The sequence below is a fragment of the Streptococcus sp. CF4-3 genome (assembly GCF_024295385.1).
Classification (GTDB): domain Bacteria; phylum Bacillota; class Bacilli; order Lactobacillales; family Streptococcaceae; genus Streptococcus; species Streptococcus infantis_I.
Map to the genome: position 1 here is coordinate 1 of NZ_JANCPN010000007.1, position 25790 is coordinate 25790.

Here is a 25790-nt window from a genome sequence, read left to right on the forward strand (position 1 = left end):
TTAAAAAAATGCTATAATTGAAAGGACCATATCAAAGGAGAATAAGATGAGTAAACCCATTATTTTAACAGGAGATCGTCCAACGGGGAAATTACATATTGGGCACTACGTTGGTAGTTTGAAAAATCGTGTCTTACTACAAGAAGAAAATAAATATGACATGTTTGTTTTTTTAGCTGACCAGCAAGCACTAACAGACCATGCAAAAGATCCACAAACTATTGTAGAGTCTATTGGGAATGTTGCTTTGGACTATCTTGCAGTGGGATTAGATCCTAATAAAGCAACGATTTTCATTCAAAGCCAGATTCCAGAATTGGCAGAGCTCTCTATGTATTATATGAACCTAGTTTCATTAGCTCGCTTGGAACGAAATCCAACCGTAAAGACTGAAATTGCTCAAAAAGGCTTTGGTGAAAGTATTCCAACTGGATTTTTAGTTTATCCAGTTGCGCAAGCAGCAGATATTACAGCATTTAAGGCTAACTTGGTTCCAGTAGGGAATGATCAAAAGCCGATGATTGAACAAACACGTGAAATTGTGCGTTCTTTCAACCATGCCTATAACTGTGATGTTTTAGTAGAACCAGAAGGAATTTACCCTGAGCACGAAGGTGCGGGACGTTTACCAGGTCTTGATGGTAATGCCAAAATGTCGAAATCACTTAATAATGGAATTTACCTAGCTGATGATGCAGATACTTTGCGTAAAAAAGTAATGAGTATGTATACAGATCCAGACCATATTCGTGTTGAGGATCCAGGTAAGATTGAAGGAAATATGGTTTTCCATTACTTGGACGTATTCGGTCGACCTGAGGATGCTCAAGAAATTGCTGAAATGAAGGAACATTATCAACGTGGAGGCCTTGGTGATGTTAAGACCAAACGTTACCTACTTGAAATTCTAGAACGTGAACTTGGTCCAATCCGTGAACGTCGCCTAGAATATGCTAAAGATATGGGTGAGGTTTATAATATGCTCCAAAAAGGTAGTGAAAAAGCTCGAGAACTTGCTGGGCAAACACTATCAGAAGTAAAAGCTGCAATGGGTCTAAATTACTTTCACTAATGGATAAAATATGAACTATAAAACTATTTCTTCTTTAAAATAAGAGGGATAGTTTTTTATTTGTTCTCTTATAAATTTAATTGACAAATTTTCATAGAATGGTATGATAGATACAATACAAAAAGCGTTAAGCTCAAAAATAAAGAAAAGAGGAAACTTCAATGTCTAATTGGGACACTAAATTTTTGAAAAAAGGTTTTACCTTTGATGATGTATTGCTTATTCCAGCAGAGAGTCATGTGTTGCCTAATGATGCGGATTTGACTACAAAATTGGCAGATAATCTGACTTTAAATATCCCAATTATTACAGCTGCAATGGACACTGTAACAGAAAGTCAAATGGCGATTGCTATTGCGCGTGCAGGTGGACTTGGAGTTATCCATAAAAATATGTCTATTGAGCAACAGGCAGATGAGGTTCGTAAGGTAAAACGTTCTGAAAATGGTGTTATCATTGATCCATTCTTCTTGACTCCAGAACATACAATTGCTGAAGCGGATGAACTTATGGGTCGTTACCGTATTAGTGGTATTCCAGTAGTTGAAACACTTGAAAATCGTAAGTTAGTTGGTATTTTGACCAACCGAGATCTGCGTTTCATTTCTGATTACAACCAACCAATTTCAAAACACATGACTAGTGAAAACCTAGTTACTGCTCCGGTTGGTACAGATTTAAAAACTGCTGAGAGTATTCTTCAAGAACACCGTATTGAAAAACTACCTCTAGTTGACGAAGAGGGTCGTCTTTCTGGTTTAATCACCATTAAAGATATCGAGAAAGTGATTGAGTTCCCAAATGCGGCAAAAGATGAATTCGGTCGTCTTCTAGTTGCTGGTGCGGTAGGAGTTACTTCTGATACATTTGAACGTGCGGAAGCACTTTTCGAAGCAGGTGCAGATGCTATTGTTATCGATACAGCCCATGGTCACTCAGCGGGTGTACTTCGTAAAATAGCTGAAATCCGTGCGCATTTCCCAGACCGTACTTTGATTGCTGGGAACATCGCTACTGCTGAAGGTGCGCGTGCTCTTTATGATGCAGGTGTTGACGTTGTTAAAGTCGGTATTGGCCCAGGGTCAATCTGTACAACTCGCGTTATTGCTGGTGTAGGAGTTCCCCAGGTAACAGCAATTTACGATGCAGCAGCAGTTGCTCGTGAATATGGTAAAACAATTATCGCTGATGGTGGAATCAAATATTCTGGAGATATTGTAAAAGCCCTTGCTGCTGGAGGAAACGCAGTGATGCTCGGATCAATGTTTGCAGGAACAGATGAAGCTCCAGGTGAAACTGAGATCTTTCAAGGACGTAAGTTCAAGACATACCGAGGTATGGGTTCAATCGCTGCTATGAGGAAGGGTTCAAGCGACCGTTACTTCCAAGGTTCTGTCAATGAAGCAAACAAACTGGTTCCAGAAGGAATCGAAGGTCGTGTTGCTTATAAAGGTGCAGCAGCTGATATTGTTTTCCAAATGATTGGTGGTATTCGTTCTGGTATGGGTTACTGTGGTGCTGCTAACTTAAAAGAATTACATGACAATGCTCAGTTTATCGAAATGTCAGGTGCGGGTCTAAAAGAAAGCCATCCACACGATGTGCAAATCACTAATGAAGCACCAAACTATTCAATGTAATAAAAAAATCTCCTGTTAAACGGGAGATTTTTTTGTTTTACAAAGATGTAAAGTTTAATTTACAGTTAATTGACCATTATCTACTGTAAAGACGCTCAAGTTATCAGGTAAGTTTTGAAGATGGTCTAAACTAGTAGTTGTAATAAAAGTTTGAATGTTATGAGAAATAGTTTCCAATAATTTAAGTTGACGAGTATTGTCAAGTTCACTCATGACATCGTCAAGTAAAAGAATGGGAGATTCTTTGGTAATGCTCTCCATCAATTCGATTTCAGCAAGTTTTATAGAAAGCACCAAGCTACGATGTTGCCCTTGACTTCCGAAACTTGCTTCCATTCCATTAATCATGAAAATCATATCGTCCCGATGAGGACCAACTCCAGTATTCTTCTTAAATAAATCTCTGGATCTACTTTTTTGAAGTGCTATATGGAAAGATTCAGCCAAATGTTTCTTGTTAACAAAGTTTACAGAAGGTTGATAACGGATTGACAGCTCTTCTAACTGATCTGAGATGTCAAAATGTTTTTTCTTGCCAAAGAGTTCCATTTTCTGGATAAAGTCAGCACGATGGATCATTACACGACAGCCATATTCTACTAGTTGGTCATCAAGAACAGATAGGAAAGTCTCATCTATGTTTTGTGTAGATTTGAGATAGGTATTTCTCTGTTTAAGGACGTGGTTATAACTTGACAGGTCTGACAAGTAAATCGGTTTAATTTGCCCTAATTCTATGTCAATGAATTTACGACGAATGGCCGGAGCGCCTTTGACAAGTTGTAAATCTTCTGGAGCGAATAAGACAACATTCATATGACCAATATAGTCTGATAGGCGAGTTTGTTTTAAGTAATTCACTTTAGTAATTCGCCCTTTTTGTGTTAGGTCAATTTCAAGTGGAATGCTTGCTGTTTTCTTTTGTAAGATTCCAGAAACTTGTAGTTGTTCTTCTTCAAATTGAATTAAATTTTTATCAGTCTTTGTTCGATGACTTCTCGTTAAGGCTAAAAAGTAAATACTTTCGAGAAGATTGGTTTTCCCTTGAGCGTTTCGGCCAACAAATACATTTAATTTTGGATTAAAATCAATTTCGATATTATGATAGTTACGAAATTGTTTAATGGATAAGTTTTTCAACCACATATTTATCTACCTGGGAAACGTGGTGCAGGTTTTGCTTTTGTTGACTGGTTCTTTTTCGCTGGCTTTTTTTGTACCTTTTTATTCATTTCCTTGACAAGCTTAGCTACACGTTCTTTCTCAATTTTTTCTAGACGAAACTCCTCTAGTTCTTCTGATGTTGGTTTAACTAGAATAATTTGAGTTTTTAAATCAGGGATTTCAATAGAATCCCCGATTCTAATTTTCTTGCCTCGACGATTTTCTAATTCTCCATTAAAATATACAAGATGGTCCGCTAAAAAAGATTTAATAGCACCACCACTTTGTATAATCCCAAGGTCTTTCAAAAGAGATTGGAGAGTAATAAATTCTTCAAATAATTTGTATTCCATAGTTCACCTCAATCTTTGGTATTATACCATATTTTGCTCAAAATAGTTGAGAAGAAACTACTGATATGAAAACGATTTTAATTTGAAAAGAGTCAAAGAGAACAGGAAAAATTTTCATTTTCATGGTATAATAGAACTCTATGTAAAAGGAGGTAAAAGATGGAGTTATTCCCTGGAATTGCAGTGCATTTTATCCAATCTAAAAAGTTTAAGACAAATAAAATAACCATGCGTTTCACAGCTCCATTATCTCTGGATTTAATTTCTGGTCGCATGCTAAGTGCTAGTATGCTTGAAACTGCTAATAAAGGCTATCCAACTGCTCAGGTTCTTAGAAAACATCTGGCAGCATTGTATGGAGCAGATTTGTCAACTCACGCTTATAGAAGGGGGCAAAGTCACTTAGTAGACGTGAGTTTGACTTATGTTCGAGATGAATTTTTAAGTAAGAAAAACGTCTTAACTGCTCAGATTTTAGAATTATTGTATCAAGTCATGTTTAATCCATTGTCTAATGAAGATGAATTTGAGAACAATGCCTTTGAAATTGAAAAAAAACAATTGTTGGCGAGATTAGAATCAGAATTAGAGGATCCTTTCTTCTTTGCCCATAAAGAATTGGATCAGTTGTTTTTCCAAGAAGAATCAATGCAGTTAGTTCCTAGAGATTTAATTGCCAGAGTTTCCGAAGAGACTTCTAAATCTTGCTATTTAAGTTTTCAAAAAATGCTGAAAGAGGATAGAATTGATTTATTCTTTTTAGGTGATTTTAATGAAATTGAAGTTCTAGAAAGTCTGAAGAAATTTAACTTGATAGGTCGTAAAGAAACTGTAAACATTCAATATCAGCAAGGTTATTCAAATGTTCTTAGAGAAGGAATTGCTAGGAAAAACTTAGGTCAGTCTATTTTAGAAATGGGTTATCATAGTACAATTGGTTATGGAGATGATCAAAAGATGGCCTTGCTTCTTGTGAATGGTTTACTTGGAGCTTTCCCGCACTCTAGATTGTTTACCCAAGTTAGGGAAAAGGAAGGATTGGCCTACACTGTTTCTAGTCACTTAGATCTCTTTAGTGGATTTTTAAGATTGTTTGCTGGAATAAATCGTCAAAACCGAAACAAGGCAAGAAAATTGATGAATGATCAATTGTTAGCTATCAAAAATGGTAGATTTACAGATGCTGAAGTTAATCAAACTAAGGAAATGATTCGTAGGACGATGTTGTTGAGTCAGGATAATCAAGATTCGATTATAGATAGAGAATACTTAAGCCTCTTTTTTGGTAAATCGGCTTTAGACCTAGATTCTTTGATAGAGAGACTAGAGCAAGTTGACAAGGATGAAATCTGTAGGGCGGCATCTAGTTTGAAATTGCAGGCTATCTATTTTATGGAAGGAGCAGAATGACTAGAGTTACTTTTCAAGAGAAATATTATCCTGCTGTAAAGGAAACTCTTTATCAAGCAAAATTAGAAAACGGATTGACAGTTTCTTTACTTCCTAAAAATGATTTTAACGAAGTTTATGGTGTAGTAACTGTCTATGTTGGTTCAGTTGACACTGAGTTTACAGCTAGAGATAGTAAAAAGAAAACATATCCTAAGGGGATTGCTCATTTTTTAGAACATAAACTTTTTGAAAGAGAAAATTCTGAAGATATCATGGCTGCATTTACCAAATTAGGTGCAGATAGTAACGCCTTTACAAGTTTTACAAATACAAGTTATCTTTTTTCAACCTCTGACAATGTGGCTGAGTGTTTGGACTTGCTTGACGAGCTTGTTACTAGCTTTAACATTACTGAAGAATCTGTTGAACGAGAAAAGGATATTATTCAACAAGAACGCGAAATGTATCAGGATGATCCTGATTCTTGCTTGTTCTTTAAAACACTTGCAAATCTATATCCGGCAACTCCACTAGCTTCAGATATTGTTGGGACTGAAGATTCGATAGAAGATATTAGTTTAGAGGATCTACGGGACAATTTTGATGAATTTTACACTCCTGTCAATAGCCAAATTTTCCTTGTTGGAAATTTTGATTTAGAGTTGATGCAGAATTATTTCTCGCAAAAGGATATTGGAGGTTGTATAGTTCCAAATCCAAAAGAACCTATCGCTTTACACCCTGTAAAGAAGGTTGAGAGCATTCGTATGGATGTTGCATCACCTAAATTAGCAATAGGAGTTCGAACGAATTCTGATATGGGGCATCAGGACTGTTATCGATATAGCGTTCTATTAAGAGCGTTATTTACGATGATGTTTGGTTGGACCTCTAAAAGATTTCAGAGTTTGTATGAAACTGGGAAATTAGATTCTTCATTATCTTTAGAAGTTGAGATCAATCGACGTTTTAACTTTTTGATGCTGACAATGAACACGAAGGAGCCTGTGTCAATTTCGCATCAATTCCGAAAGGCGATTCAGAGCTTTGTTACTGATGCGGATATTTCGGAAGAACATCTTGATTTAATCAAAAGTGAAATTTATGGAGAATTTATCCATAGTATGAACTCTTTAGAATTTATTGCGACCCAATATCAGTCACATTCTGACGAAACAACCCTGTTTGATTTACCAAAGATTATACAGGAAATGACCTTGGATGATGTTCTTGAGGTAGGACATCATTTTATCGATAATAGTGAAATAGTTGAATTTACAATTTTTCCACTATAGCCATCGAAATATAAAATAAACTAGAAAGAAGGCATGATAAGTATGAGAAAAAAAACAATTGGTGAAGTGTTACGTTTAGCAAGAATCAATCAAGGTTTGAGTTTAGAGGAATTGCAGCGCAAGACAGACATTCAACTGAATCTGCTTGAGGCTTTAGAATCAGATGATTTTGACCAATTGCCAAGCCCTTTTTATACACGTTCTTTTTTAAGAAAGTATGCTTGGGCAGTTGAATTGGATGAAAATCTTGTTTTAGACGCATATGATTCAGGGAGTATGATTACCTATGAGGAAGTTGATGTTGATGAGATAGAACTATCAGGTCGTAGACGTTCTAATCGTAAGAAACGTTCCTTGCTTCCACTTTTTTACTTCGTCTTATTCTCCTTATCAATTTTAGTATTCGTAACCTATTATGTTTGGAATTATATTCAAACACAACCGACAGCAACAACTTCAGCCAACTATAATGTTGTGACTACGACAACAAGTGCTACAAGTAGTGAAACAACAACTAGCAACCAAACCACTAGCCCATCAAGTTCGAGCGACGCATCAACTGTGACGGTTTCTGGCAAGGGAGATGTTATATCGGTAGAATATAAAACTGCTAAAGATACTGCCGAACTTCAACTATCTGTGACGGATGCAACAAGTTGGGTTAGTGTTTCAGATACTGAATTGGCTGGAGGAACTACTCTTGAGCCTAATAATAAGATGGCCAAAACAACAGTTTCTAAAGGCTCTCCAGTAACTATCACATTAGGCGTTGTCAAAGGCGTGAAAATCAAGATCGATAATCAGGAAATTGATACTTCGAAATTAACTGGTCAAACTGGCTGGATTACATTGAAATTAAGTTCAAATTAAGGAAGGATAACATGAAAAAAGAGAATATTCCTAACATACTTACGCTTGGTAGAATTTTATTTATTCCGATTTTTGTTCTCCTTCTATCATTTGGACAGTCTCCTGTGTTACATAAAATAGCAGCAATTATTTTTGCCGTTGCCAGTATCACTGACTATCTAGATGGCTATTTAGCTAGAAAATGGCAAGTAGTTAGCAATTTTGGTAAATTCGCAGATCCAATGGCAGATAAGTTGTTAGTTATGTCGGCATTTATCATGCTAGTAGGTCTAAATATGGCTCCTGCTTGGGTAGTAGCTGTTATCATTTGCCGAGAACTTGCTGTTACTGGGTTGCGCCTACTCTTAGTTGAAACTGGTGGAACTGTTTTAGCTGCAGCAATGCCAGGAAAAATCAAAACATTTAGCCAGATGTTTGCGATTATCTTCTTGTTATTTCATTGGAATTTACTTGGTCAGATAACTCTTTATATCGCTTTGTTCTTTACAGTTTATTCTGGTTATGACTACTTCAAGGGAAGCGCGTATTTGTTTAAAGGAACCTTTCGCTAGATATGGAATCGATTATTAAAATTAAGAATCTGTCATTTCGATACCAGGCAGATCAAGAACACTATGATGTTCATAACATTTCGTTTCACGTGAAACGTGGAGAATGGTTGTCTATCGTTGGTCATAATGGTAGTGGAAAATCAACAACTGTTCGCTTGATTGACGGTTTGCTAGAAGCGGAATCTGGAGAAATTTGGATAGACGGTGATTGCCTAACTCCGGAAAACGTCTGGGAAAAAAGACGTAAGATTGGTATGGTATTTCAAAATCCTGATAACCAATTCGTGGGGGCAACCGTAGAAGATGACGTTGCTTTTGGGCTTGAAAATCAAGGGATTCCACTTGAAGAGATGAAGAAGCGAGTTTCTGAAGCTCTGTCATTAGTTGGGATGGCTGAATTTTCTAAAAAGGAACCAGCTCGCTTGTCAGGTGGCCAAAAACAGAGAGTGGCTATCGCAGGAGTTGTTGCTCTGCGACCAGACATTTTAATTTTGGATGAGGCTACAAGCATGTTGGATCCAGAGGGGCGTCTAGAGTTGATTAAGATTGTCCAAAAGATTCGCCAAGATCACCAAATGACAGTGATCTCTATTACGCATGACTTAGATGAGGTGGCCATGAGTGACCGTATTTTGGTGATGAAAAAAGGAGAAATCGAATCAACTAGTACTCCTAGAGAACTATTTTCTAGGTCAGATTTAGATCAAATTGGTTTAGATCAACCCTTTGTCAACCAATTAAAAGAATCTCTACGTACTAGTGGCTTGAAATTACCAGAGCACTACCTGACCGAAGGGGAGCTCGAGGAGGCTTTATGGGAATTATTCTAGACAATGTGAGTTATACGTATCAGGAAGGAACACCCTTTGCCTCATCTGCCTTGTCCGACGTTAATTTGTCAATAGAGGATGGATCTTATACAGCAATTATTGGGCATACAGGAAGCGGGAAATCTACAATTCTTCAACTTTTGAATGGTTTGTTGGTTCCCACAAAGGGAAGTGTTCGTGTCTTTGATACATTAATTACATCAACATCCGTCAATAAGCAAATTCGTCAAATTCGCAAACAAGTGGGCTTAGTCTTTCAGTTTGCAGAAAATCAAATCTTTGAGGAGACTGTCTTAAAAGATGTGGCTTTTGGACCTCAAAATTTTGGAGTCTCTGTAGAAGAGGCAGAAGCTATTGCGCGTGAAAAACTAGCTTTAGTAGGAATTGATGAGTCACTCTTTGGACGTAGTCCCTTTGAGCTTTCAGGCGGACAAATGAGAAGGGTTGCGATTGCTGGTATTTTGGCGATGGAGCCTAGCATCTTGGTCTTAGATGAACCAACCGCTGGTTTAGATCCAATTGGTCGAAAAGAGTTAATGGCCTTGTTTAAAAAACTTCATCAGGATGGTATCACGATTGTTTTAGTGACCCATCTGATGGATGACGTGGCCGAATTTGCTGACCAAGTTTATGTGATGGAAAAAGGAAAGTTGGTCAAGAGTGGGAAGCCAAGTCTTGTTTTTCAAAATGTCGAATTCATGGAAAAAATCCAATTAGGTGTTCCAAAAATCACAAGATTTGCTCAAAGGCTAGCTGAACGAGGGGTTTCTTTTAAACAATTGCCGATAACGATAGAGGAGTTTAAGGAGTTCATCAATGGATAACATGATTTTAGGTCGTTACATACCAGGAAATTCGATTGTTCATCGTTTGGATCCTCGTAGTAAGTTAGTGGCAATGATTTTATTGATTATGATCGTTTTTTGGGCCAATAATCCAATAACAAATGTGATCCTTTTCGTTGTAACAGGTATATTTGTAGCCTTATCTGAGGTTCCCTTATCCTTTTTCATAAAAGGTTTGCGGTCTATGTTTTTTCTGATTGCTTTTACAACTCTTTTTCAACTTTTCTTTATCTCTGGTGGAGATGTCTTGTTCGAGATGGGGTTTATTAAAATCACGAGTCATGGCATTGAGCAGGCGGGAATTATTTTTTGCCGCTTTGTGTTGATTATCTTTTTCTCAACTTTGCTTACCTTGACAACCATGCCATTAAGCTTGGCTACAGCAGTTGAGTCCTTGCTTGGACCCTTGAAAAGATTTAAGGTTCCTGTTCATGAAATCGGGCTCATGTTGTCTATGAGTTTACGTTTTGTACCAACCTTAATGGATGATACGATTCGAATTATGAACGCTCAAAAGGCGCGTGGTGTTGATTTTGGAGAAGGAAATATAATCCAAAAAGTTAAGGCTATGATTCCTATTTTGATTCCATTATTCGCTACGAGTTTGAAACGAGCAGATTCTCTTGCTACAGCCATGGAGGCTAGAGGGTATCAAGGTGGGAACGGACGCAGTCAGTACCGGCAGTTGAATTGGATGAATAAAGATAGTGTGGCTTTGCTCCTTGTATGTGTGTTGGGTGGCATTCTATTTTTGTTGAAATCCTAAAGTGAAGTATAGAATACTATAAGGTAGAGGTATGAACCGTTTTAAAAAATCAAAATATATTATTGTTCTATTTGTCGTTATACTAGTAGTTTCTATTTTTTTAGTAACGACAAGATCCAGTACAGTTGTGACAAAAGCTGGAGATGGCATTTCTCTGATAGACAGAATTGTGCAAAAACCATTTCAATGGTTAGAATCTACAAAGTCAGATTTAGGAAATTTGACGAGAGCTTACAATGAGAATGAAACTCTCAAAAAAGAATTCTATCAAATGGAAAAGGAAAAGAATGAAGCAGATCGCTTAAAAGAAGAAAATGAACAACTGCGTCAATTACTAGATATGAAGTCAAAATCAAATGCGACTAAGCTAATTGCTGCGGATGTTATCATGAGAACTCCGGCGACTTGGAAACAAGAGTTAACAGTTAATGTTGGTTCGCAACAAGGTGTATCAACTAGTATGCTTGTTGTTTCTGGTGGAGGATTGGTTGGAAGCGTTGAAAACGTAGAAGACAACTCAACTGTGGTCAATTTATTAACAAATGCTGAAAATACAGAGAAAATTTCTGTTAAAATTCAGCATGGATCTAGTAGTATTTATGGTATTATCGTTGGCTATGATAAGGAAAAAGAACTACTGAAAATTAGTCAGCTAAATAATAGTGGAGATATTAGTAAAGGTGATAAAGTGGTAACTGGAGGTTTGGGGAACTTCAATGTCACAGACATTCCTGTAGGAGAAGTCGTATCTGTGACCCCTACCAATGATTATCTGACAAGAGAAGTTATGGTTAAAATGCATGCTGATCCAATGAATCTTAAAGTCGTAGAGTTAGTGGGGAATCCATCATGAGACTTTTTAAGCAAATAGGGATGTTTTTGCTCTTACCCGTAATCATTTTAATAGATAGCCACTTAGGACAATTTGTAAATAGCTTTTTTCCACATCTTCAAATTGTAAGCCACTTTATCTTCATCTTCTTATTATTCGAGACAATAGAAGTATCAGAATATCTGTTTTTGGCCTATTGCTTGGTTCTAGGACTTATATACGATATCTATTTCTTCCATCTGATAGGGATAGCCAGTCTTCTTTTTGTGATTATTGGAGCAATCGTATATAAAAGCAACTCGGTTATTTTGTCGAATAGATGGACTCGATTGCTAGCAGTTTTAATGATGACTTTTATATTTGAATTTGGTAGCTTTATCCTAGCACATGTGGTAGGATTGACTGCAGAAAATCTACCTGTTTTTATAGTTTATAGTCTGGGTCCTACTATGATATTGAATTTTATATGGATGTTAGTTTTCCAATATATTTTTGAAAAAATATATCTATAAGAAAGAAACAAAACTGTAATAAAGGCGTAATATTTATTAGGCCTTTTTTTGATATACTAGTATTGTCTTTTTAAAGAAGGAGTATTTACACTATGAAGAAAAAAATTCTAGCATCACTCTTATTAAGTACAGTATTGGTTTCACAAGGAACTGTGCTTTCAAGTGTCCAAGCCAATACAACAAATGAAAAAATTGCTGCTCAAGATAGCAAAATTAGTGAATTGACAACACAACAAAAGGAAGCTCAAAAACAAGTTGATGAGATTCAAACTAAAGTAACAGCTATTCAAACAGAACAAGAAAAGTTGCAAGCTGAGAATGAAAAACTTCAAGAAGAGTCTAAAAAACTTGAAGGTGAAATCATAGAGCTTTCAAAAAACATCGTAGCTCGTAATGAATCGCTTGAAAACCAAGCTCGAAGTGCACAAACTAACGGAACTGCTACAAGCTACATTAATACAATTATTAACTCTAACTCAATTACAGAAGCTATTTCTCGTGTAGCAGCTATGAGTGAAATTGTCTCAGCAAACAATAAAATGTTGCAACAACAAAAAGAAGATAAAAAAGCTATCTCTGAAAAACAAGTTGCAAACAATAATGCAATCAACACAGTTATTGCCAATCAACAAACACTTGCTGATGACGCTCAAGCCTTGACAACAAAACAGGCAGAATTGAAAGCCGCTGAGTTGAATCTTGCAGCAGAAAAAGCTACCGCAGAAAGTGAAAAAGCTACTTTGTTAGAGCAAAAAGCAGCAGCTGAAGCAGAAGCTAAGGCAGCAGCAGAAGCAGAAGCAGCATACAAAGCGAAACAAACAAGTCAACAACAATCACTTGCAGCTTCGGCTAACACAACCTTTGCTGCACAAGTACAAGCAACTTCAAGTTCTTCATCATCAGATGATGAATCAAGCTACACACCTGCAGCAACTACTGTAAGTCAACGACCAACTTATAGTTCAAATGCTTCAAGTTACCCTGTAGGTCAATGTACATGGGGTGCTAAGACTTTGGCTCCATGGGCTGGTGATTATTGGGGTAATGGTGGTCAGTGGGCTACTAGTGCAGCAGCAGCAGGTTTCCGTACAGGTTCTACACCACAAGTTGGAGCAATTGCTTCATGGGATGATGGAGGATACGGACACGTAGCAGTTGTTACAGCAGTTGAATCATCAACTCGTATTCAAGTTTCTGAATGTAACTATGATGGTAGTGGAACTCAACCAATCGGAAATTATCGTGGATGGTTTAATCCGACAGCATCAAGAGGTACTGTAAGATACATTTATCCAAACTAATATACTGATTATTACTAAAATTAGGGTGAGATTTTATTAATCTCACCCTTTGTATAGTGCTGAAAAATAAATTTCATTATATAATTACTTGAACTTATTCTCTATTTTTATAATTTTTTAGTTAAAGTAAAATGAAACTTAGGGATTTAGTACGAGTGTAGCATGTTGATAAAAAAATGGTTTCTAAGGGAGTCGGTGTTGGAGTTATGTTTACGTATAAAATAAATGTTGATGTCAAAGAGTGGGATTTGTTTTTAGAAAATCATCCTCAAGGAAATTTGTTGCAGAGTAGTGATTGGGCCAAGATTAAGGATACTTGGGGGAATGAGAGAGTTGGATTTTATAAAGAGAATCAATTGGTTGGAGTAGCGAACATCTTAATTCAGCCTCTTCCATTAGGATTTTCCATGTTCTATATTCCAAGAGGCCCAGTTATTAATTATGAAGATAAAGAACTTCTGAAATTTGTGATTTTAACATTGAAAAAAATTGCTAAAAAAAGCAATGCAATAATGGTTAAATTTGATCCAAGTTTATTTATCAGTAGAGGTCTTATTGGGCAAGAAACTGTCCAAAATTCTAGGACTTTAGAAATTATTGAAGAACTGAAAAAAAATAAAGTTTATTGGACAGGCTTAACAAAGGATATGGCAGAAAATATACAACCACGTTTTCAAGCTAATATTCATAAAGAGAACTTCTCGTTGGATCAACTATCCAAGTCCACTAGACAGGCAATCCGAACTGCAAGGAATAAAGGATTGGAAGTGAAATTCGGTGGAATTGATTTATTAGATGAATTTTCATTTTTAATGAAGAAAACAGAGTCTCGTAAGAATATCAGTTTACGAGGCAAAGATTATTATCAAAAGTTACTGACTACTTATCCTAATCACTCTTTTATCACACTGAGCTACTTAGATTTACCTAATAGACTGAAAGAAGTTGAGCAGCAACTCGAAAAGAATCTTAAAATAGCGCAGAAATTTACTGATAAAACGAAAGAAGGCAAAATAAAAGAGAATCAGCAAGAGAGAAAACGATTAGAGGAAGAAATTTCTTTTCTTAAGAGCCATATTGATAGAGGGTACAGTGTCGTTCCATTGTCTGGAACTTTAACCATCGAATTTGGGAAAACTTCTGAAAACTTATATGCTGGAATGAATGAGGAATTTAGACATTATCAACCTGCTATTCCTACATGGTTTGAGACAGCTCAACATTCATTTGAACGTGGGGCAGAGACTCATAATATGGGTGGAATTGAAAACAACTTAGAAGGCGGGTTATTTAATTTTAAATCTAAGTTTAATCCCACTATTGAGGAGTTTGCTGGTGAGTTTAACTATCCAACTAGTTCATTATATTTCTTGTTTAATCTAGCTTATAAGATTCGTAAGAAACTTCGAAGTAGATAGCATAAACACCCCTACATTAAATTTTAAAAAATTAGCTATTAGAACATCTCAGCAGTATATGTTGAGATGTTTTAAATTTAGAGCTTTTAAATGGTAATTTAATAAGGAGAAAATAACAAAATCACTTGAAATAAAGCTCCAATTATGATAAAATAAAACTTGTCGTGTGAACGATAATACTCATTCTTGATGAATTGTGAAACTGTTGCCTTTTGGTTGTTTTGCAAGTTGAAATCAAGAAGAGGAAAAAACAAAAAAGGAGAAATACTCATGGCAGTAATTTCAATGAAACAACTTCTTGAGGCTGGTGTACACTTTGGTCACCAAACTCGTCGCTGGAACCCTAAGATGGCTAAGTACATCTTCACTGAGCGTAACGGAATCCACGTTATCGACTTGCAACAAACTGTAAAATACGCTGACCAAGCATACGACTTTATGCGTGATGCAGCAGCTAACGATGCAGTTGTATTGTTTGTTGGTACTAAGAAACAAGCTGCTGACGCTGTTAAAGAAGAAGCAGAACGTTCAGGTCAATACTACATCAACCACCGTTGGTTGGGTGGTACCCTTACTAACTGGGGAACAATCCAAAAACGTATCGCTCGTTTGAAAGAAATCAAACGCATGGAAGAAGAAGGAATCTTCGACGTTCTTCCTAAGAAAGAAGTTGCACTTCTTAACAAACAACGCGCTCGTCTTGAAAAATTCTTGGGTGGTATCGAAGACATGCCTCGCATCCCAGATGTAATGTACGTAGTTGACCCACATAAAGAGCAAATCGCTGTTAAAGAAGCTAAAAAATTGGGTATCCCAGTTGTAGCGATGGTTGACACAAACACTGACCCAGATGATATCGATGTAATCATCCCAGCTAACGATGACGCTATCCGCGCGGTTAAGTTGATTACAGCTAAATTGGCAGACGCTATCATCGAAGGTCGCCAAGGTGAAGATGCTGTAGCAGCAGTTGAAGCAGAATTTGCAGCTTCAGAAGCTCAAGCAGACTCAATCGAAGAAATCGTTGAAGTTGTAGAAGGCGACAACGCTTAATTCAAATAAGTAATCATTACCTAGGAGGGCGGGGCTTAGCCCGGCTCTCCTATTTTTTAAAAATATAGGAGAATCAAAATGGCAGAAATTACAGCTAAACTTGTTAAAGAGTTGCGTGAAAAATCTGGTGCTGGTGTCATGGACGCTAAGAAAGCATTGGTCGAAGTTGAAGGTGATATCGAAAAAGCGATTGAATTGCTTCGCGAAAAAGGTATGGCTAAGGCAGCTAAAAAAGCTGACCGTGTTGCTGCTGAAGGTTTGACTGGTGTTTATGTGAACGGTAACGTTGCAGCAGTTGTTGAAGTAAATGCTGAAACTGACTTCGTTGCGAAAAACGCTCAATTTGTTGAGTTGGTAAACGCAACAGCTAAAGCAATCGCTGAAGGAAAACCAGCTAACAACGAAGAAGCTCTTGCTTTGACAATGCCTTCAGGTGAAACTCTGGAAGCAGCTTATGTGTCTGCAACAGCGACTATCGGAGAAAAAATCTCATTCCGTCGCTTTGCTTTGATTGAAAAAACAGATGCACAACACTTTGGAGCTTACCAACACAACGGTGGACGTATCGGTGTTATCTCTGTAATCGAAGGTGGAGATGAAGCACTTGCTAAACAAATCTCAATGCACATCGCTGCTATGAAACCAACAGTTCTTTCATACAAAGAATTGGATGAGCAATTTGTTAAAGATGAGTTGGCACAATTGAACCACGTTATCGACCAAGATAATGAAAGCCGTGCTATGGTTGGTAAACCAGCTCTTCCACACTTGGCATACGGATCTAAAGCTCAATTGACTGATGAAGTAATCGCTCAAGCTGAAGAAGCTATCAAAGCTGAATTGGCTGCAGAAGGTAAACCAGAAAAAATCTGGGATAAAATCATCCCAGGTAAAATGGATCGCTTCATGCTTGACAACACTAAAGTTGACCAAGCTTACACACTTCTTGCACAAGTTTACATCATGGATGACAGCAAGACAGTTGAAGCTTACCTTGAATCAGTTAACGCTTCAGTAGTTGAGTTCGCTCGCTTTGAAGTTGGTGAAGGTATCGAAAAAGCTGCAAACGACTTTGAAGCAGAAGTTGCAGCTACAATGGCAGCAGCCTTGAATAACTAATAATAAAAAGAGGAAGCAGATTTGCTTCCTCTTTCTTATAGAAAAAATTACAAAGCCCTTGTTAAAGGGCTTTGTGTATTTAGGAGACTAGACTTCGAACTCATAGAGCGCTGTAGATAGGTAACGTTCTCCGTTATCTGGTGCAAGCGCAAGGACTTTTTTACCTGCCCCTAGTTTTTTAGCAACTTCGATTGCTGCATAGATAGCTGCGGCAGAAGAAATACCTACCAAGAAGCCTTCTTTTCCACCAATTTCGCGACCAAGTGCAAGAGCATTGTCTGATGTCACGCGAACGATACCATCATAAGCTTCTGTATCAAGTGTTTCTGGGATGAATCCTGCAGAGATACCTTGAATTTTGTGAGGTCCTGGTTTTTCACCTGATAAGATTGCTGACTCGTCTGCCTCAACTGCAAATACTTGAATGCCTGAATTAGCCGATTTAAGAGCGTGAGAGACACCAGAAATAGTTCCTCCAGTACCAACACCAGCAACAAAGGCATCTAAACCATCAGCTCCGAAATCAGCTAGAATTTCAGCTCCTGTTGTTCTTTCGTGAACTTCTGGGTTAGCTTGGTTATTAAACTGTAATGGTAGGAAACCATCGCGTTCAGCAGCAATTTCTTGCGCTTTTGCAATCGCACCTTTCATTCCTTCGCTACCGGGAGTGAGGACTAGTTCAGCACCATAAGCTTGGATGATCTTGCGGCGTTCAACACTCATTGTTTCAGGCATAACAATGACAACTTTATAACCTTTAGCGGCACCAACCCATGAAAGACCGATACCAGTGTTCCCACTTGTTGCTTCTACAATTGTAGAGCCTGGTTTCAGTTTACCCTCTTGTTCTGCTTTTTCAATCATACTAAGAGCAATGCGGTCTTTAACGGATGAACCTGGGTTAAAAGCTTCTAGTTTTACGTAAACGTCTGCTGCACCTTCTGGTACAATGTTATTCAATTTAACAATCGGTGTTTTTCCGATAAGTTCTGTGATATTGTTATAAATAGCCATGTTAGCACCTCTTTATATAAGATGTTTCTAGTATAACGCTATCTTAAACTTTTGTAAAATATAGAAATCCTATCGAAGCGATAGGATTTTTTTATAACAATCTGAAAAATAGTCAGTGTAAATCTAAAAATTGAGGGAAGATATTTAAAAGTGCTTTACACAAGGTTTACAGGGACTTCAACTTCTCGTAAGCCCTGATCTGTTAGGATAACTTTCCCATTAAAAAATTCTATAAGGGCAGCTCTGGTATCCTCTTTATCTTCTTTATCGACAAAGATAATTGTGTCAACTTGATCTGTGAAGTTGGTTTCGAGTTCCATAAGATTATGTTCTTTAAGAAAATTCCCATACTCTTGATATTGAGCATAGCTCATTTGAATTTGAATCCCTGTTTGTTCTTTAATTTCAACAATTCCAATTTCTTTGACAGCAAAGGCAACACTACCTGCATAAGCGCGAATAAGACCTCCTGCTCCCAATTTGATACCACCAAAATATCTGGTAACAACTACACAAACATTGGTCAAATTGTGATTTTCTAGAACTCCTAGCATAGGTACACCAGCAGTTCCACTTGGCTCCCCATCATCACTGGTTCGCTTGATTTCACTGCGCTCACCGATAATAAAAGCAGAGCAGTTGTGGGTAGCCTTATAGTGTTCTTTTTTGATAGCAGTGATAAAGGCACGAGCTTCTTCTTCACTACAGACACGTTTTACATGACAAATAAATCGTGATTTTTTGATTTCTTCTTGGACTTGTCCGTCCTCTTTTATCGTTCTAAATTCCATATTTTTATTGTACTAAAAAATAGTCTAAAGTTCTAGATTTTACGAATAAAGAAGTATGAAAATAAATCCAAACTATCTAGGCCGACTTTTTACAGAACAAGAATTAAGCCCTGAAGAACGACAACTGGCGGAGAAGCTGCCAAGTATGAGAAAAGAGAAGGGGAAACTCTTCTGTCAACGATGTGATAGTATGATTCAAGATGAATGGTCTCTACCTATTAATGCTCATTACTGCCGAGAATGTTTGTTGATGAAGCGAGTTAGGAGTGATCAGGCCTTATATTATTTCCCTCAAGAAGATTTTCCTAAACAAGATGTTCTTAAATGGAAGGGACAATTGACTCCATTTCAAGAGAAAGTATCAGAAGGATTACTTCAGGCAGTAGAGAACCAGCAACCGACTTTAGTTCATGCAGTGACTGGCGCTGGGAAGACAGAGATGATTTATAAAGTTGTTGCGAAAGTTATTAATGATGGTGGCGCAGTTTGTCTAGCAAGTCCACGGATAGATGTTTGTTTGGAATTGTATAAGCGATTGCAGAATGACTTTGCTTGTGAAATAGCTTTACTGCATGGTGAGTCTGAACCATACTTTCGGACACCACTAGTTGTTGCAACAACTCATCAATTATTAAAGTTTTATCACGCTTTTGATTTACTAATAGTAGATGAAGTAGATGCATTCCCCTATGTTGACAACAAGATGCTTTACAAAGCTGTAAAGAATTGTGTAAAGGAAAACGGACTAAGAATTTTTCTCACTGCAACTTCTACAGATGAGTTGGATAAGAAGGTTCGCTTAGGGGAGCTAAAACGACTAAGCCTGCCAAGGCGGTTCCATGGAAATCCTTTAATTATTCCCAAACCGGTTTGGCTATCTGATCTGGATAAATGTTTGGATAAGTTTCGCCTACCACCAAAGCTAAAAAGATATGTTGAAAACCAGAGAAGAACTGGCTACCCCTTACTAATATTTGCATCAGAAATTACAAAGGGAGAGAAGTTGAAGGAAATCTTACAAGAGAAATTTCCAAATGAGAAAATTGGTTTCGTATCCTCAGTTACTGAAGATAGATTAGAGCAAGTTCAAGCTTTTAGGGATAGGGAATTGACCATATTGATAAGCACAACAATATTGGAGCGCGGAGTTACCTTCCCTTGTGTTGATGTCTGTGTCGTAGAAGCAAACCATCGTATTTTTACAAAATCAAGCCTCATTCAAATTGGAGGACGTGTAGGTCGTAGCATGGATAGACCTACAGGAGATCTAATTTTCTTTCATAATGGATTAGATCGTTCGATTAAGAATGCTATAAAGGAAATTAAACTGATGAACAAGGAGGCAGGCCTATGATTTGTTTACTATGTGCCCAACATTTGAAGAAAAATCTAACCTTTGGAGAGCTTCTTTTTTTGAAAAAGGAGGAGGGCTCACTTTGTTTAGCTTGTTACTCAAGTTTTGAAATGATTGGGGAAGAACATTGCACAAATTGTCATAAAAAAGGAGTGTCAAGTTCGTGTCAAGATTGTCAACTTTGGTGTAAAGAAGGGGTTGAAGTAAGTCATGAAGCGATTTTTAGTTATAATCAAGCCATGAAAGACTTCTTTAATCGTTACAAATTTGATGGCGATTATATTCTCCGAAAAGTTTTTGCTATGATTTTAAATGAGAATTTAAAAAAATACAAGGATTATCATTTTATTTTAATACCGTTAAGCCCTGAGAGGTATGCAAAAAGAGGTTTTAATCAGGTTGCAGGCCTAATAGAAGCGGCAGGATTTTCCCATCTGGATGTATTAGGGAAAAGAGAAGAAAAAGCAAGTTCTTCTAAAAATCGTTCAGAGCGGTTGGCCACGGAACTTCCGTTTTTTATTAAAGAAGACAGTAGGATTCCAAAGAAGATTCTATTGATTGATGATATTTATACGACAGGAGCGACTGTTAACCGTGTCAAGAGTATGCTAGAGAATGCAGGAGCAGAAGAGGTTAAAACATTTTCCCTCGTAAGATGAGGAAAAAGATTGCAAAAAGATTATGAAAGCGTTATAATAAATATAGAAAAACAAATATGTTTAGAAAGAAGGTACTTATATGATTAAATATAGTATCCGTGGTGAAAACCTAGAAGTAACTGAAGCAATTCGTGATTATGTAGTTTCTAAACTCGAAAAGATCGAAAAATACTTCCAAGCAGATCAAGAATTAGATGCGCGTGTAAATTTGAAAGTGTATCGTGAAAAGACTGCTAAGGTAGAAGTAACAATTCCACTTGGATCTATTACTCTTCGTGCAGAAGACGTTTCTCAAGATATGTATGGATCTATTGATTTGGTGACAGATAAGATTGAACGCCAAATCCGTAAAAATAAAACTAAAATTGAACGTAAAAACAGAAATAAAGTTTCTACTAGCCAACTATTTACAGATACCTTGGTAGAAGAGACAGATGCTGCTCAACCTAAAGTTGTTCGTTCAAAACAAATTGATTTAAAACCAATGGATCTTGAAGAAGCACTTCTTCAGATGGACTTATTGGGTCATGATTTCTTCATTTACATCGATGTTGAAGATGAAACTACAAATGTTATTTATCGACGCGAAGATGGAGATATTGGTCTTCTTGAAGTGAAAGAATCATAATACTTAATATGCTTAGACTAAAAAGGTGGTTTACACTAGTGTAAACCACCTTTTGTGTTCCTACATGCTACATTTGAGCACAAGTGCTATTCCTTCTTTAAAGGTCGCTTTTTCAGTGCAAATATGGTATAATATTGCGCAAGAGGTTTGTAATGAAAAAAAATGAAATGAATCCCTTTTTTATATACTTATTTGTTGGGATTTCCTTTATAATCATGACTGTATTGGTTATTTTTCTTCAAAATAACCTAGTCACAATAGCATGCTTATTTTTCTTAATGGTGGCATTTCTTCTGCTATTTTATTTTCAGAAGAAATCTTATCAAAAAACAGAAATTGAACAAATCCAGTACGTAAACCATCAGGCGGAAGATAGTTTAAGTTCACTCTTAGAACAGATGCCTGTTGGAGTTGTCAAGCTAAACATGGAAAGCAGTGAGATTGAGTGGTTCAATCCCTACGCAGAGTTAATGTTGACAACGGAAGATGGAGAAATTGACCTTCCTCAACTTCAAGAAATTATAAAAACATCCATATCTTCGCCTGGAATTTATGCAAATGTGGGGGAAAAACGTTATGCGGTGCATCTAGATAGAAATTCTGGCGTGCTCTACTTTTTTGACGTTTCTGGAGAGTACGAAGCCACAGTAGAATTGGTTACAAGTCGCCCTGTTATTGGTATTATTTCGGTAGATAATTATGATGATTTAGAGAACGAAACATCTGAATCAGACATCAGTCATATTAATAGTTTTGTCGCAAATTTTGTATCAGAATTTACTGGAAAGTATCAGATGTTTTCTCGTAGAGTGACCATGGATCGTTTTTACTTATTTACCGACTATACGGTATTAGAGCAATTGATGCAGGATAAATTTTCTGTAATTGATACCTTCCGTGAAGAAGCTAAGCAGCGAGATTTAGCCTTAACCATGAGTATGGGCTTGTCATATGGTGATGGCGATCATGAGGGTATTGGTAAAGTTGCTTTATCAAATCTCAACCTTGCAGAAGTTCGAGGTGGAGACCAGGTCGTTGTAAAAGAAAATGATGAGACGAAAAATCCAATTTATTTTGGTGGTGGCTCTGCAGCTTCTATTAAGCGAACAAGAACACGTACAAGAGCAATGATGACGGCAATCTCTGAAAAGTTGAGAAGTGTTGACCGTGTCTTCGTAGTTGGTCATAAAAACTTAGACATGGATGCTTTAGGCTCTGCTGTTGGTATGCAATTGTTCTCGAGTAACGTCTTGGATGAAAGTTATGTGGTCTATGATGCAGAACAAATGTCTCCGGACATTCATCGTGCCATTCAATTTTTAGAGAATGAGGGAGTAACAAAACTCATCCCTCTAACTCAAGCTATGGGAATGGTCACTAATCGTTCCTTGCTAGTGATGGTGGACCACTCTAAGACAGCTTTAACCTTGTCAAAAGAGTTTTATGATTTGTTTACACAAACCATCATTATTGACCACCATAGACGAGATCAGGATTTCCCGGAAAATGCTGTTATCACCTATATTGAGAGTGGAGCAAGTAGCGCGAGCGAGCTTGTAACAGAGTTAATTCAATTCCAAAACTCTAAGAAAGCACGCTTAAGTCGTATCCAAGCTAGTGTTCTTATGGGCGGTATGATGCTGGATACTAAGAATTTCACTTCTCGTGTAACTAGCCGAACCTTTGACGTGGCAAGTTATCTAAGAACACGTGGTAGTGATAGTATTGTAATTCAAGAACTTGCGGCGACTGACTTTGAAGAGTATCGATTGGTTAATGAGCTAATCTTGCAAGGACAGGCCGTACAACCTTCTATTCTTGTAGCTCAGGCCAAGGATGATAAGGAGTATGATATTGTAGTGATTAGTAAAGCGGCTGATACTATGTTAGCTATGTCAGGTATTGAAGCTAGCTTTGTCATTGCTAAAAACAGCCAAGGGGATATTTCCATTTCTGCACGAAGTCGAAGTAAGATCAATGTGCAACGGATTATGGAAGAGTTGGGAGGTGGAGGCCACTTCAACCTGGCAGCTGCCCGACTGACAGATATGACTCTGCAAGAAGCAGGTGATAAACTAAAAACCGTTATTTCTAATGAAATTAGAGAAAAGGAGACAGAAGAATGAAAGTAATCTTTTTAGCAGATGTAAAAGGCAAAGGAAAAAAAGGCGAAATCAAGGAAGTGCCAACAGGTTATGCACAAAACTTTTTGATTAAGAAAAACCTTGCTAAAGAAGCGACTTCACAAGCAATTGGTGAGTTGCGCGGGAAGCAAAAATCTGAAGAAAAAGCACATGCTCAACTTCTTGCAGAAGCACAAGAAATTAAGGCGAAACTTGAAGCAGAAGAAACAATTGTTGAGTTTGTTGAAAAAGTTGGTCCAGATGGAAGAACTTTTGGTTCAATTACTAGCAAGAAAATTGCGGAAGAGCTCCAAAAACAATTTGGAATTAAAATTGATAAACGTCATATTCAAGTTCAATCTCCAATTCGAGCAGTTGGTTTGATTGATGTACCTGTAAAAATTTATCAGGATGTAACTAGCGTCATCAATCTTCGTGTAAAAGAAGGCTAAGCTAGATTTGAGTAATGATTTTGTAAAAGGAAGGAAAGTCTGATGGCAGAAGTAGAGGAACTACGAGTTCAGCCCCAGGATATTTTGGCAGAACAATCGGTATTGGGAGCTATATTTATCGATGAGAGTAAACTCGTATTTGTTCGAGAATATATTGACTCTCGAGACTTCTTTAAGTATGCTCACCGTTTGATTTTTCAGGCCATGGTTGATTTGTCAGATCGAGGCGAAGCCATTGATGCAACGACTGTTCGTACGATATTAGATGATCAAGGTGATTTGCAAAATATTGGTGGCTTGTCCTACCTTGTTGAGATTATCAACTCTGTACCAACCTCTGCAAACGCTGAATACTATGCAAAAATTGTAGCAGAGAAAGCCACGCTTCGTCGTTTGATTGCTAAGTTGACAGAGTCTGTCAATCAAGCATATGAGGCTTCTAGTCCTGTAGATGAAATCATTGCACGAGCAGAAAAAGGTTTGATCGATGTCAGTGAGAATGCAAATCGTAGTGGTTTTAGAAATATTCGAGACATCCTAAATCTTAACTTTGGAAATTTAGAAGTTCGTTCACAACAAACTTCTGATATTACAGGGATTGCTACTGGTTATCAAGATTTGGATCATATGACAACTGGGTTGCACGAGGAGGAGTTAATCATTCTTGCTGCTCGTCCTGCGGTTGGTAAGACTGCTTTTGCCTTGAATATTGCTCAAAATATTGGAACCAAGCTAGACAAGACCGTTGCAATTTTCTCTCTCGAGATGGGTGCAGAGAGTCTGGTCGACCGTATGTTGGCAGCCGAAGGACTAGTAGAGTCTCACTCTATCCGTACAGGGCAATTGACTGAGGAAGAGTGGCGCAAATATACGATTGCTCAAGGTAATCTTGCAAAAGCAAGTATCTATATTGACGATACCCCTGGAATTCGAATTACGGAGATTCGTTCACGCGCCAGAAAATTGTCTCAGGAAACAGGCAATCTTGGATTGATCTTGATTGACTACCTGCAGTTAATTACAGGGACTGGTCGTGAGAACCGTCAACAAGAGGTTTCAGAGATTTCACGTCAGTTGAAAATTCTGGCTAAGGAACTGAAGGTGCCTGTTATCGCGCTAAGTCAGCTGTCACGTAGTGTTGAACAACGTCAAGATAAAAGACCGGTGCTATCAGATATTCGTGAGTCTGGATCTATCGAGCAGGATGCGGATATCGTAGCCTTTCTCTATCGAGATGACTATTATGAACGTGGTGGCGAAGAAGAGGAAGGTCTTCCGAATAACAAGGTAGAAGTTATTATTGAGAAGAACCGTAGCGGTGCGCGTGGAACAGTAGAATTGATTTTTCAAAAAGAGTATAACAAGTTTTCAAGTATTTCGAAGAGAGAGGAACAAAGATGACAGATGCATTTACAGATGTAGCCAAGATGAAAAAAATCAAAGAAGAAATCAAGGCGCATGAAGGACAAGTCGTGGAAATGACTTTAGAAAACGGTCGTAAACGCCAAAAGAATCGCTTGGGAAGACTTATTGAAGTTTATCCATCGCTCTTTATCGTTGAATTTGGGGATGTAGAAGGAGACAAACAGGCCAACGTCTACGTTGAATCCTTCACCTATTCTGATATTTTAACGGAAAAGAATTTGATTCACTATTTGGATTAAGGTTGAAAGTGGGAGTTTTCTCACTTTTTTCTTTTTCTTTCGAATGATATAAATGAGGTCAACCTCAAAAATTTATCTATTCGAAGGAGAAT

26 protein-coding genes are annotated in these 25790 nt (G+C 37.4%); 22 read left to right on the forward strand and 4 right to left on the reverse strand.

All coding sequences use genetic code 11. The features are described 5' to 3' along the window. Positions 1 to 46 precede the first annotated feature (46 nt). Together trpS and guaB are read left to right on the forward strand one after the other, a co-directional pair. Positions 47 to 1072 carry a tryptophan--tRNA ligase gene (trpS, locus tag NML75_RS06885; RefSeq protein WP_254804298.1) on the forward strand — a complete coding sequence of 342 codons (1026 nt, stop codon included), beginning with the start codon at positions 47 to 49 and terminating at the stop codon, positions 1070 to 1072. 161 nt (positions 1073 to 1233) lie between these two features. Then, on the forward strand, positions 1234 to 2712 hold the full coding sequence (guaB, locus tag NML75_RS06890; RefSeq protein ID WP_004250957.1) for an IMP dehydrogenase: 1479 nt from the start codon (positions 1234 to 1236) through the stop codon (positions 2710 to 2712). 54 nt (positions 2713 to 2766) lie between these two features. Here guaB and recF read toward each other — a convergent pair whose 3' ends face one another. Together recF and yaaA are read right to left on the reverse strand one after the other, a co-directional pair. Beyond that, on the reverse strand, positions 2767 to 3858 hold the full coding sequence (recF, locus tag NML75_RS06895; protein ID WP_254804299.1) for a DNA replication/repair protein RecF: 1092 nt from the start codon (positions 3856 to 3858) through the stop codon (positions 2767 to 2769). 2 nt (positions 3859 to 3860) lie between these two features. Then, the gene (gene yaaA, locus NML75_RS06900; protein ID WP_254804300.1) at positions 3861 to 4229 is read right to left on the reverse strand and encodes a S4 domain-containing protein YaaA; all 369 of its coding nucleotides are present in this window, start codon (positions 4227 to 4229) and stop codon (positions 3861 to 3863) included. A 159-nt stretch (positions 4230 to 4388) separates the two neighbouring features. Between yaaA and yfmF the strand changes: the two genes are divergently transcribed. From yfmF to tsf, 13 genes are all read left to right on the forward strand, one after another. Beyond that, the gene (yfmF, locus tag NML75_RS06905) at positions 4389 to 5639 is read left to right on the forward strand and encodes an EF-P 5-aminopentanol modification-associated protein YfmF (RefSeq protein ID WP_254804301.1); all 1251 of its coding nucleotides are present in this window, start codon (positions 4389 to 4391) and stop codon (positions 5637 to 5639) included. Beyond that, the gene (gene yfmH / locus NML75_RS06910; protein WP_254804302.1) at positions 5636 to 6916 is read left to right on the forward strand and encodes an EF-P 5-aminopentanol modification-associated protein YfmH; all 1281 of its coding nucleotides are present in this window, start codon (positions 5636 to 5638) and stop codon (positions 6914 to 6916) included. Before yfmF ends, yfmH begins: the two co-directional genes overlap by 4 nt. A gap of 42 nt (positions 6917 to 6958) precedes the next feature. Further along, positions 6959 to 7786 (forward strand): cytoskeleton protein RodZ, encoded by an 828-nt coding sequence (gene rodZ, locus NML75_RS06915; RefSeq protein WP_254804303.1) that lies wholly within the window; start codon positions 6959 to 6961, stop codon positions 7784 to 7786. A gap of 11 nt (positions 7787 to 7797) precedes the next feature. Continuing rightward, positions 7798 to 8337 (forward strand): CDP-diacylglycerol--glycerol-3-phosphate 3-phosphatidyltransferase, encoded by a 540-nt coding sequence (gene pgsA, locus NML75_RS06920; RefSeq protein ID WP_024054159.1) that lies wholly within the window; start codon positions 7798 to 7800, stop codon positions 8335 to 8337. Between the two features lie 2 nt (positions 8338 to 8339). Then, the gene (locus NML75_RS06925) at positions 8340 to 9167 is read left to right on the forward strand and encodes an energy-coupling factor ABC transporter ATP-binding protein (protein WP_254804304.1); all 828 of its coding nucleotides are present in this window, start codon (positions 8340 to 8342) and stop codon (positions 9165 to 9167) included. Beyond that, positions 9152 to 9991, forward strand: coding sequence for an energy-coupling factor transporter ATPase (locus NML75_RS06930; protein ID WP_070677804.1), 840 nt, complete (start codon positions 9152 to 9154; stop codon positions 9989 to 9991). The genes NML75_RS06925 and NML75_RS06930 overlap by 16 nt, the downstream gene beginning before the upstream one ends. Next, positions 9984 to 10778: an energy-coupling factor transporter transmembrane component T family protein gene (locus NML75_RS06935; RefSeq protein ID WP_070677806.1), complete on the forward strand. Its 795-nt coding sequence runs from the start codon at positions 9984 to 9986 to the stop codon at positions 10776 to 10778. The genes NML75_RS06930 and NML75_RS06935 overlap by 8 nt, the downstream gene beginning before the upstream one ends. Before the next feature lie 31 nt (positions 10779 to 10809). Next, positions 10810 to 11631, forward strand: coding sequence for a rod shape-determining protein MreC (mreC, locus tag NML75_RS06940; protein ID WP_070677808.1), 822 nt, complete (start codon positions 10810 to 10812; stop codon positions 11629 to 11631). Then, complete coding sequence (mreD, locus tag NML75_RS06945) at positions 11628 to 12122, forward strand: rod shape-determining protein MreD (protein WP_070677810.1); 495 nt, start codon at positions 11628 to 11630, stop codon at positions 12120 to 12122. The genes mreC and mreD overlap by 4 nt, the downstream gene beginning before the upstream one ends. A 92-nt stretch (positions 12123 to 12214) precedes the next feature. After that, the gene (gene pcsB / locus NML75_RS06950; RefSeq protein ID WP_004250976.1) at positions 12215 to 13423 is read left to right on the forward strand and encodes a peptidoglycan hydrolase PcsB; all 1209 of its coding nucleotides are present in this window, start codon (positions 12215 to 12217) and stop codon (positions 13421 to 13423) included. A gap of 206 nt (positions 13424 to 13629) precedes the next feature. Then, positions 13630 to 14841 carry an aminoacyltransferase gene (locus NML75_RS06955; RefSeq protein WP_074324773.1) on the forward strand — a complete coding sequence of 404 codons (1212 nt, stop codon included), beginning with the start codon at positions 13630 to 13632 and terminating at the stop codon, positions 14839 to 14841. Between the two features lie 270 nt (positions 14842 to 15111). Further along, positions 15112 to 15894, forward strand: coding sequence for a 30S ribosomal protein S2 (gene rpsB, locus NML75_RS06960; protein ID WP_004250981.1), 783 nt, complete (start codon positions 15112 to 15114; stop codon positions 15892 to 15894). Between the two features lie 78 nt (positions 15895 to 15972). After that, entirely contained in the window at positions 15973 to 17013 is a 1041-nt protein-coding gene (gene tsf, locus NML75_RS06965) for a translation elongation factor Ts (protein WP_004250982.1), read from the forward strand. An 87-nt stretch (positions 17014 to 17100) separates the two neighbouring features. On the opposite strand, the gene cysK is transcribed toward tsf, so the two are convergent. Beyond that, on the reverse strand, positions 17101 to 18027 hold the full coding sequence (gene cysK, locus NML75_RS06970) for a cysteine synthase A (protein ID WP_004250984.1): 927 nt from the start codon (positions 18025 to 18027) through the stop codon (positions 17101 to 17103). A 155-nt stretch (positions 18028 to 18182) separates the two neighbouring features. Next, positions 18183 to 18818: a YigZ family protein gene (locus NML75_RS06975; protein WP_004250985.1), complete on the reverse strand. Its 636-nt coding sequence runs from the start codon at positions 18816 to 18818 to the stop codon at positions 18183 to 18185. A 55-nt stretch (positions 18819 to 18873) separates the two neighbouring features. On the opposite strand from NML75_RS06975, the gene NML75_RS06980 reads away from it, so the two are divergent. The 7 genes from NML75_RS06980 (at position 18874) to NML75_RS07010 (ending at position 25698) form a co-directional block, all read left to right on the forward strand. Then, the gene (locus tag NML75_RS06980) at positions 18874 to 20172 is read left to right on the forward strand and encodes a DEAD/DEAH box helicase (protein ID WP_025170528.1); all 1299 of its coding nucleotides are present in this window, start codon (positions 18874 to 18876) and stop codon (positions 20170 to 20172) included. Beyond that, complete coding sequence (locus NML75_RS06985) at positions 20169 to 20831, forward strand: ComF family protein (RefSeq protein ID WP_004250987.1); 663 nt, start codon at positions 20169 to 20171, stop codon at positions 20829 to 20831. The genes NML75_RS06980 and NML75_RS06985 overlap by 4 nt, the downstream gene beginning before the upstream one ends. Before the next feature lie 79 nt (positions 20832 to 20910). Further along, positions 20911 to 21459 (forward strand): ribosome hibernation-promoting factor, HPF/YfiA family, encoded by a 549-nt coding sequence (hpf, locus tag NML75_RS06990; protein WP_004250989.1) that lies wholly within the window; start codon positions 20911 to 20913, stop codon positions 21457 to 21459. 278 nt (positions 21460 to 21737) lie between these two features. Next, the gene (locus NML75_RS06995) at positions 21738 to 23585 is read left to right on the forward strand and encodes a DHH family phosphoesterase (RefSeq protein ID WP_414257287.1); all 1848 of its coding nucleotides are present in this window, start codon (positions 21738 to 21740) and stop codon (positions 23583 to 23585) included. Further along, positions 23582 to 24034: a 50S ribosomal protein L9 gene (gene rplI / locus NML75_RS07000; protein WP_004250991.1), complete on the forward strand. Its 453-nt coding sequence runs from the start codon at positions 23582 to 23584 to the stop codon at positions 24032 to 24034. Before NML75_RS06995 ends, rplI begins: the two co-directional genes overlap by 4 nt. A 42-nt stretch (positions 24035 to 24076) precedes the next feature. Further along, positions 24077 to 25435 carry a replicative DNA helicase gene (gene dnaB, locus NML75_RS07005; protein WP_004250992.1) on the forward strand — a complete coding sequence of 453 codons (1359 nt, stop codon included), beginning with the start codon at positions 24077 to 24079 and terminating at the stop codon, positions 25433 to 25435. Further along, positions 25432 to 25698: a Veg family protein gene (locus tag NML75_RS07010; RefSeq protein WP_004250994.1), complete on the forward strand. Its 267-nt coding sequence runs from the start codon at positions 25432 to 25434 to the stop codon at positions 25696 to 25698. Before dnaB ends, NML75_RS07010 begins: the two co-directional genes overlap by 4 nt. Positions 25699 to 25790 lie beyond the last annotated feature (92 nt).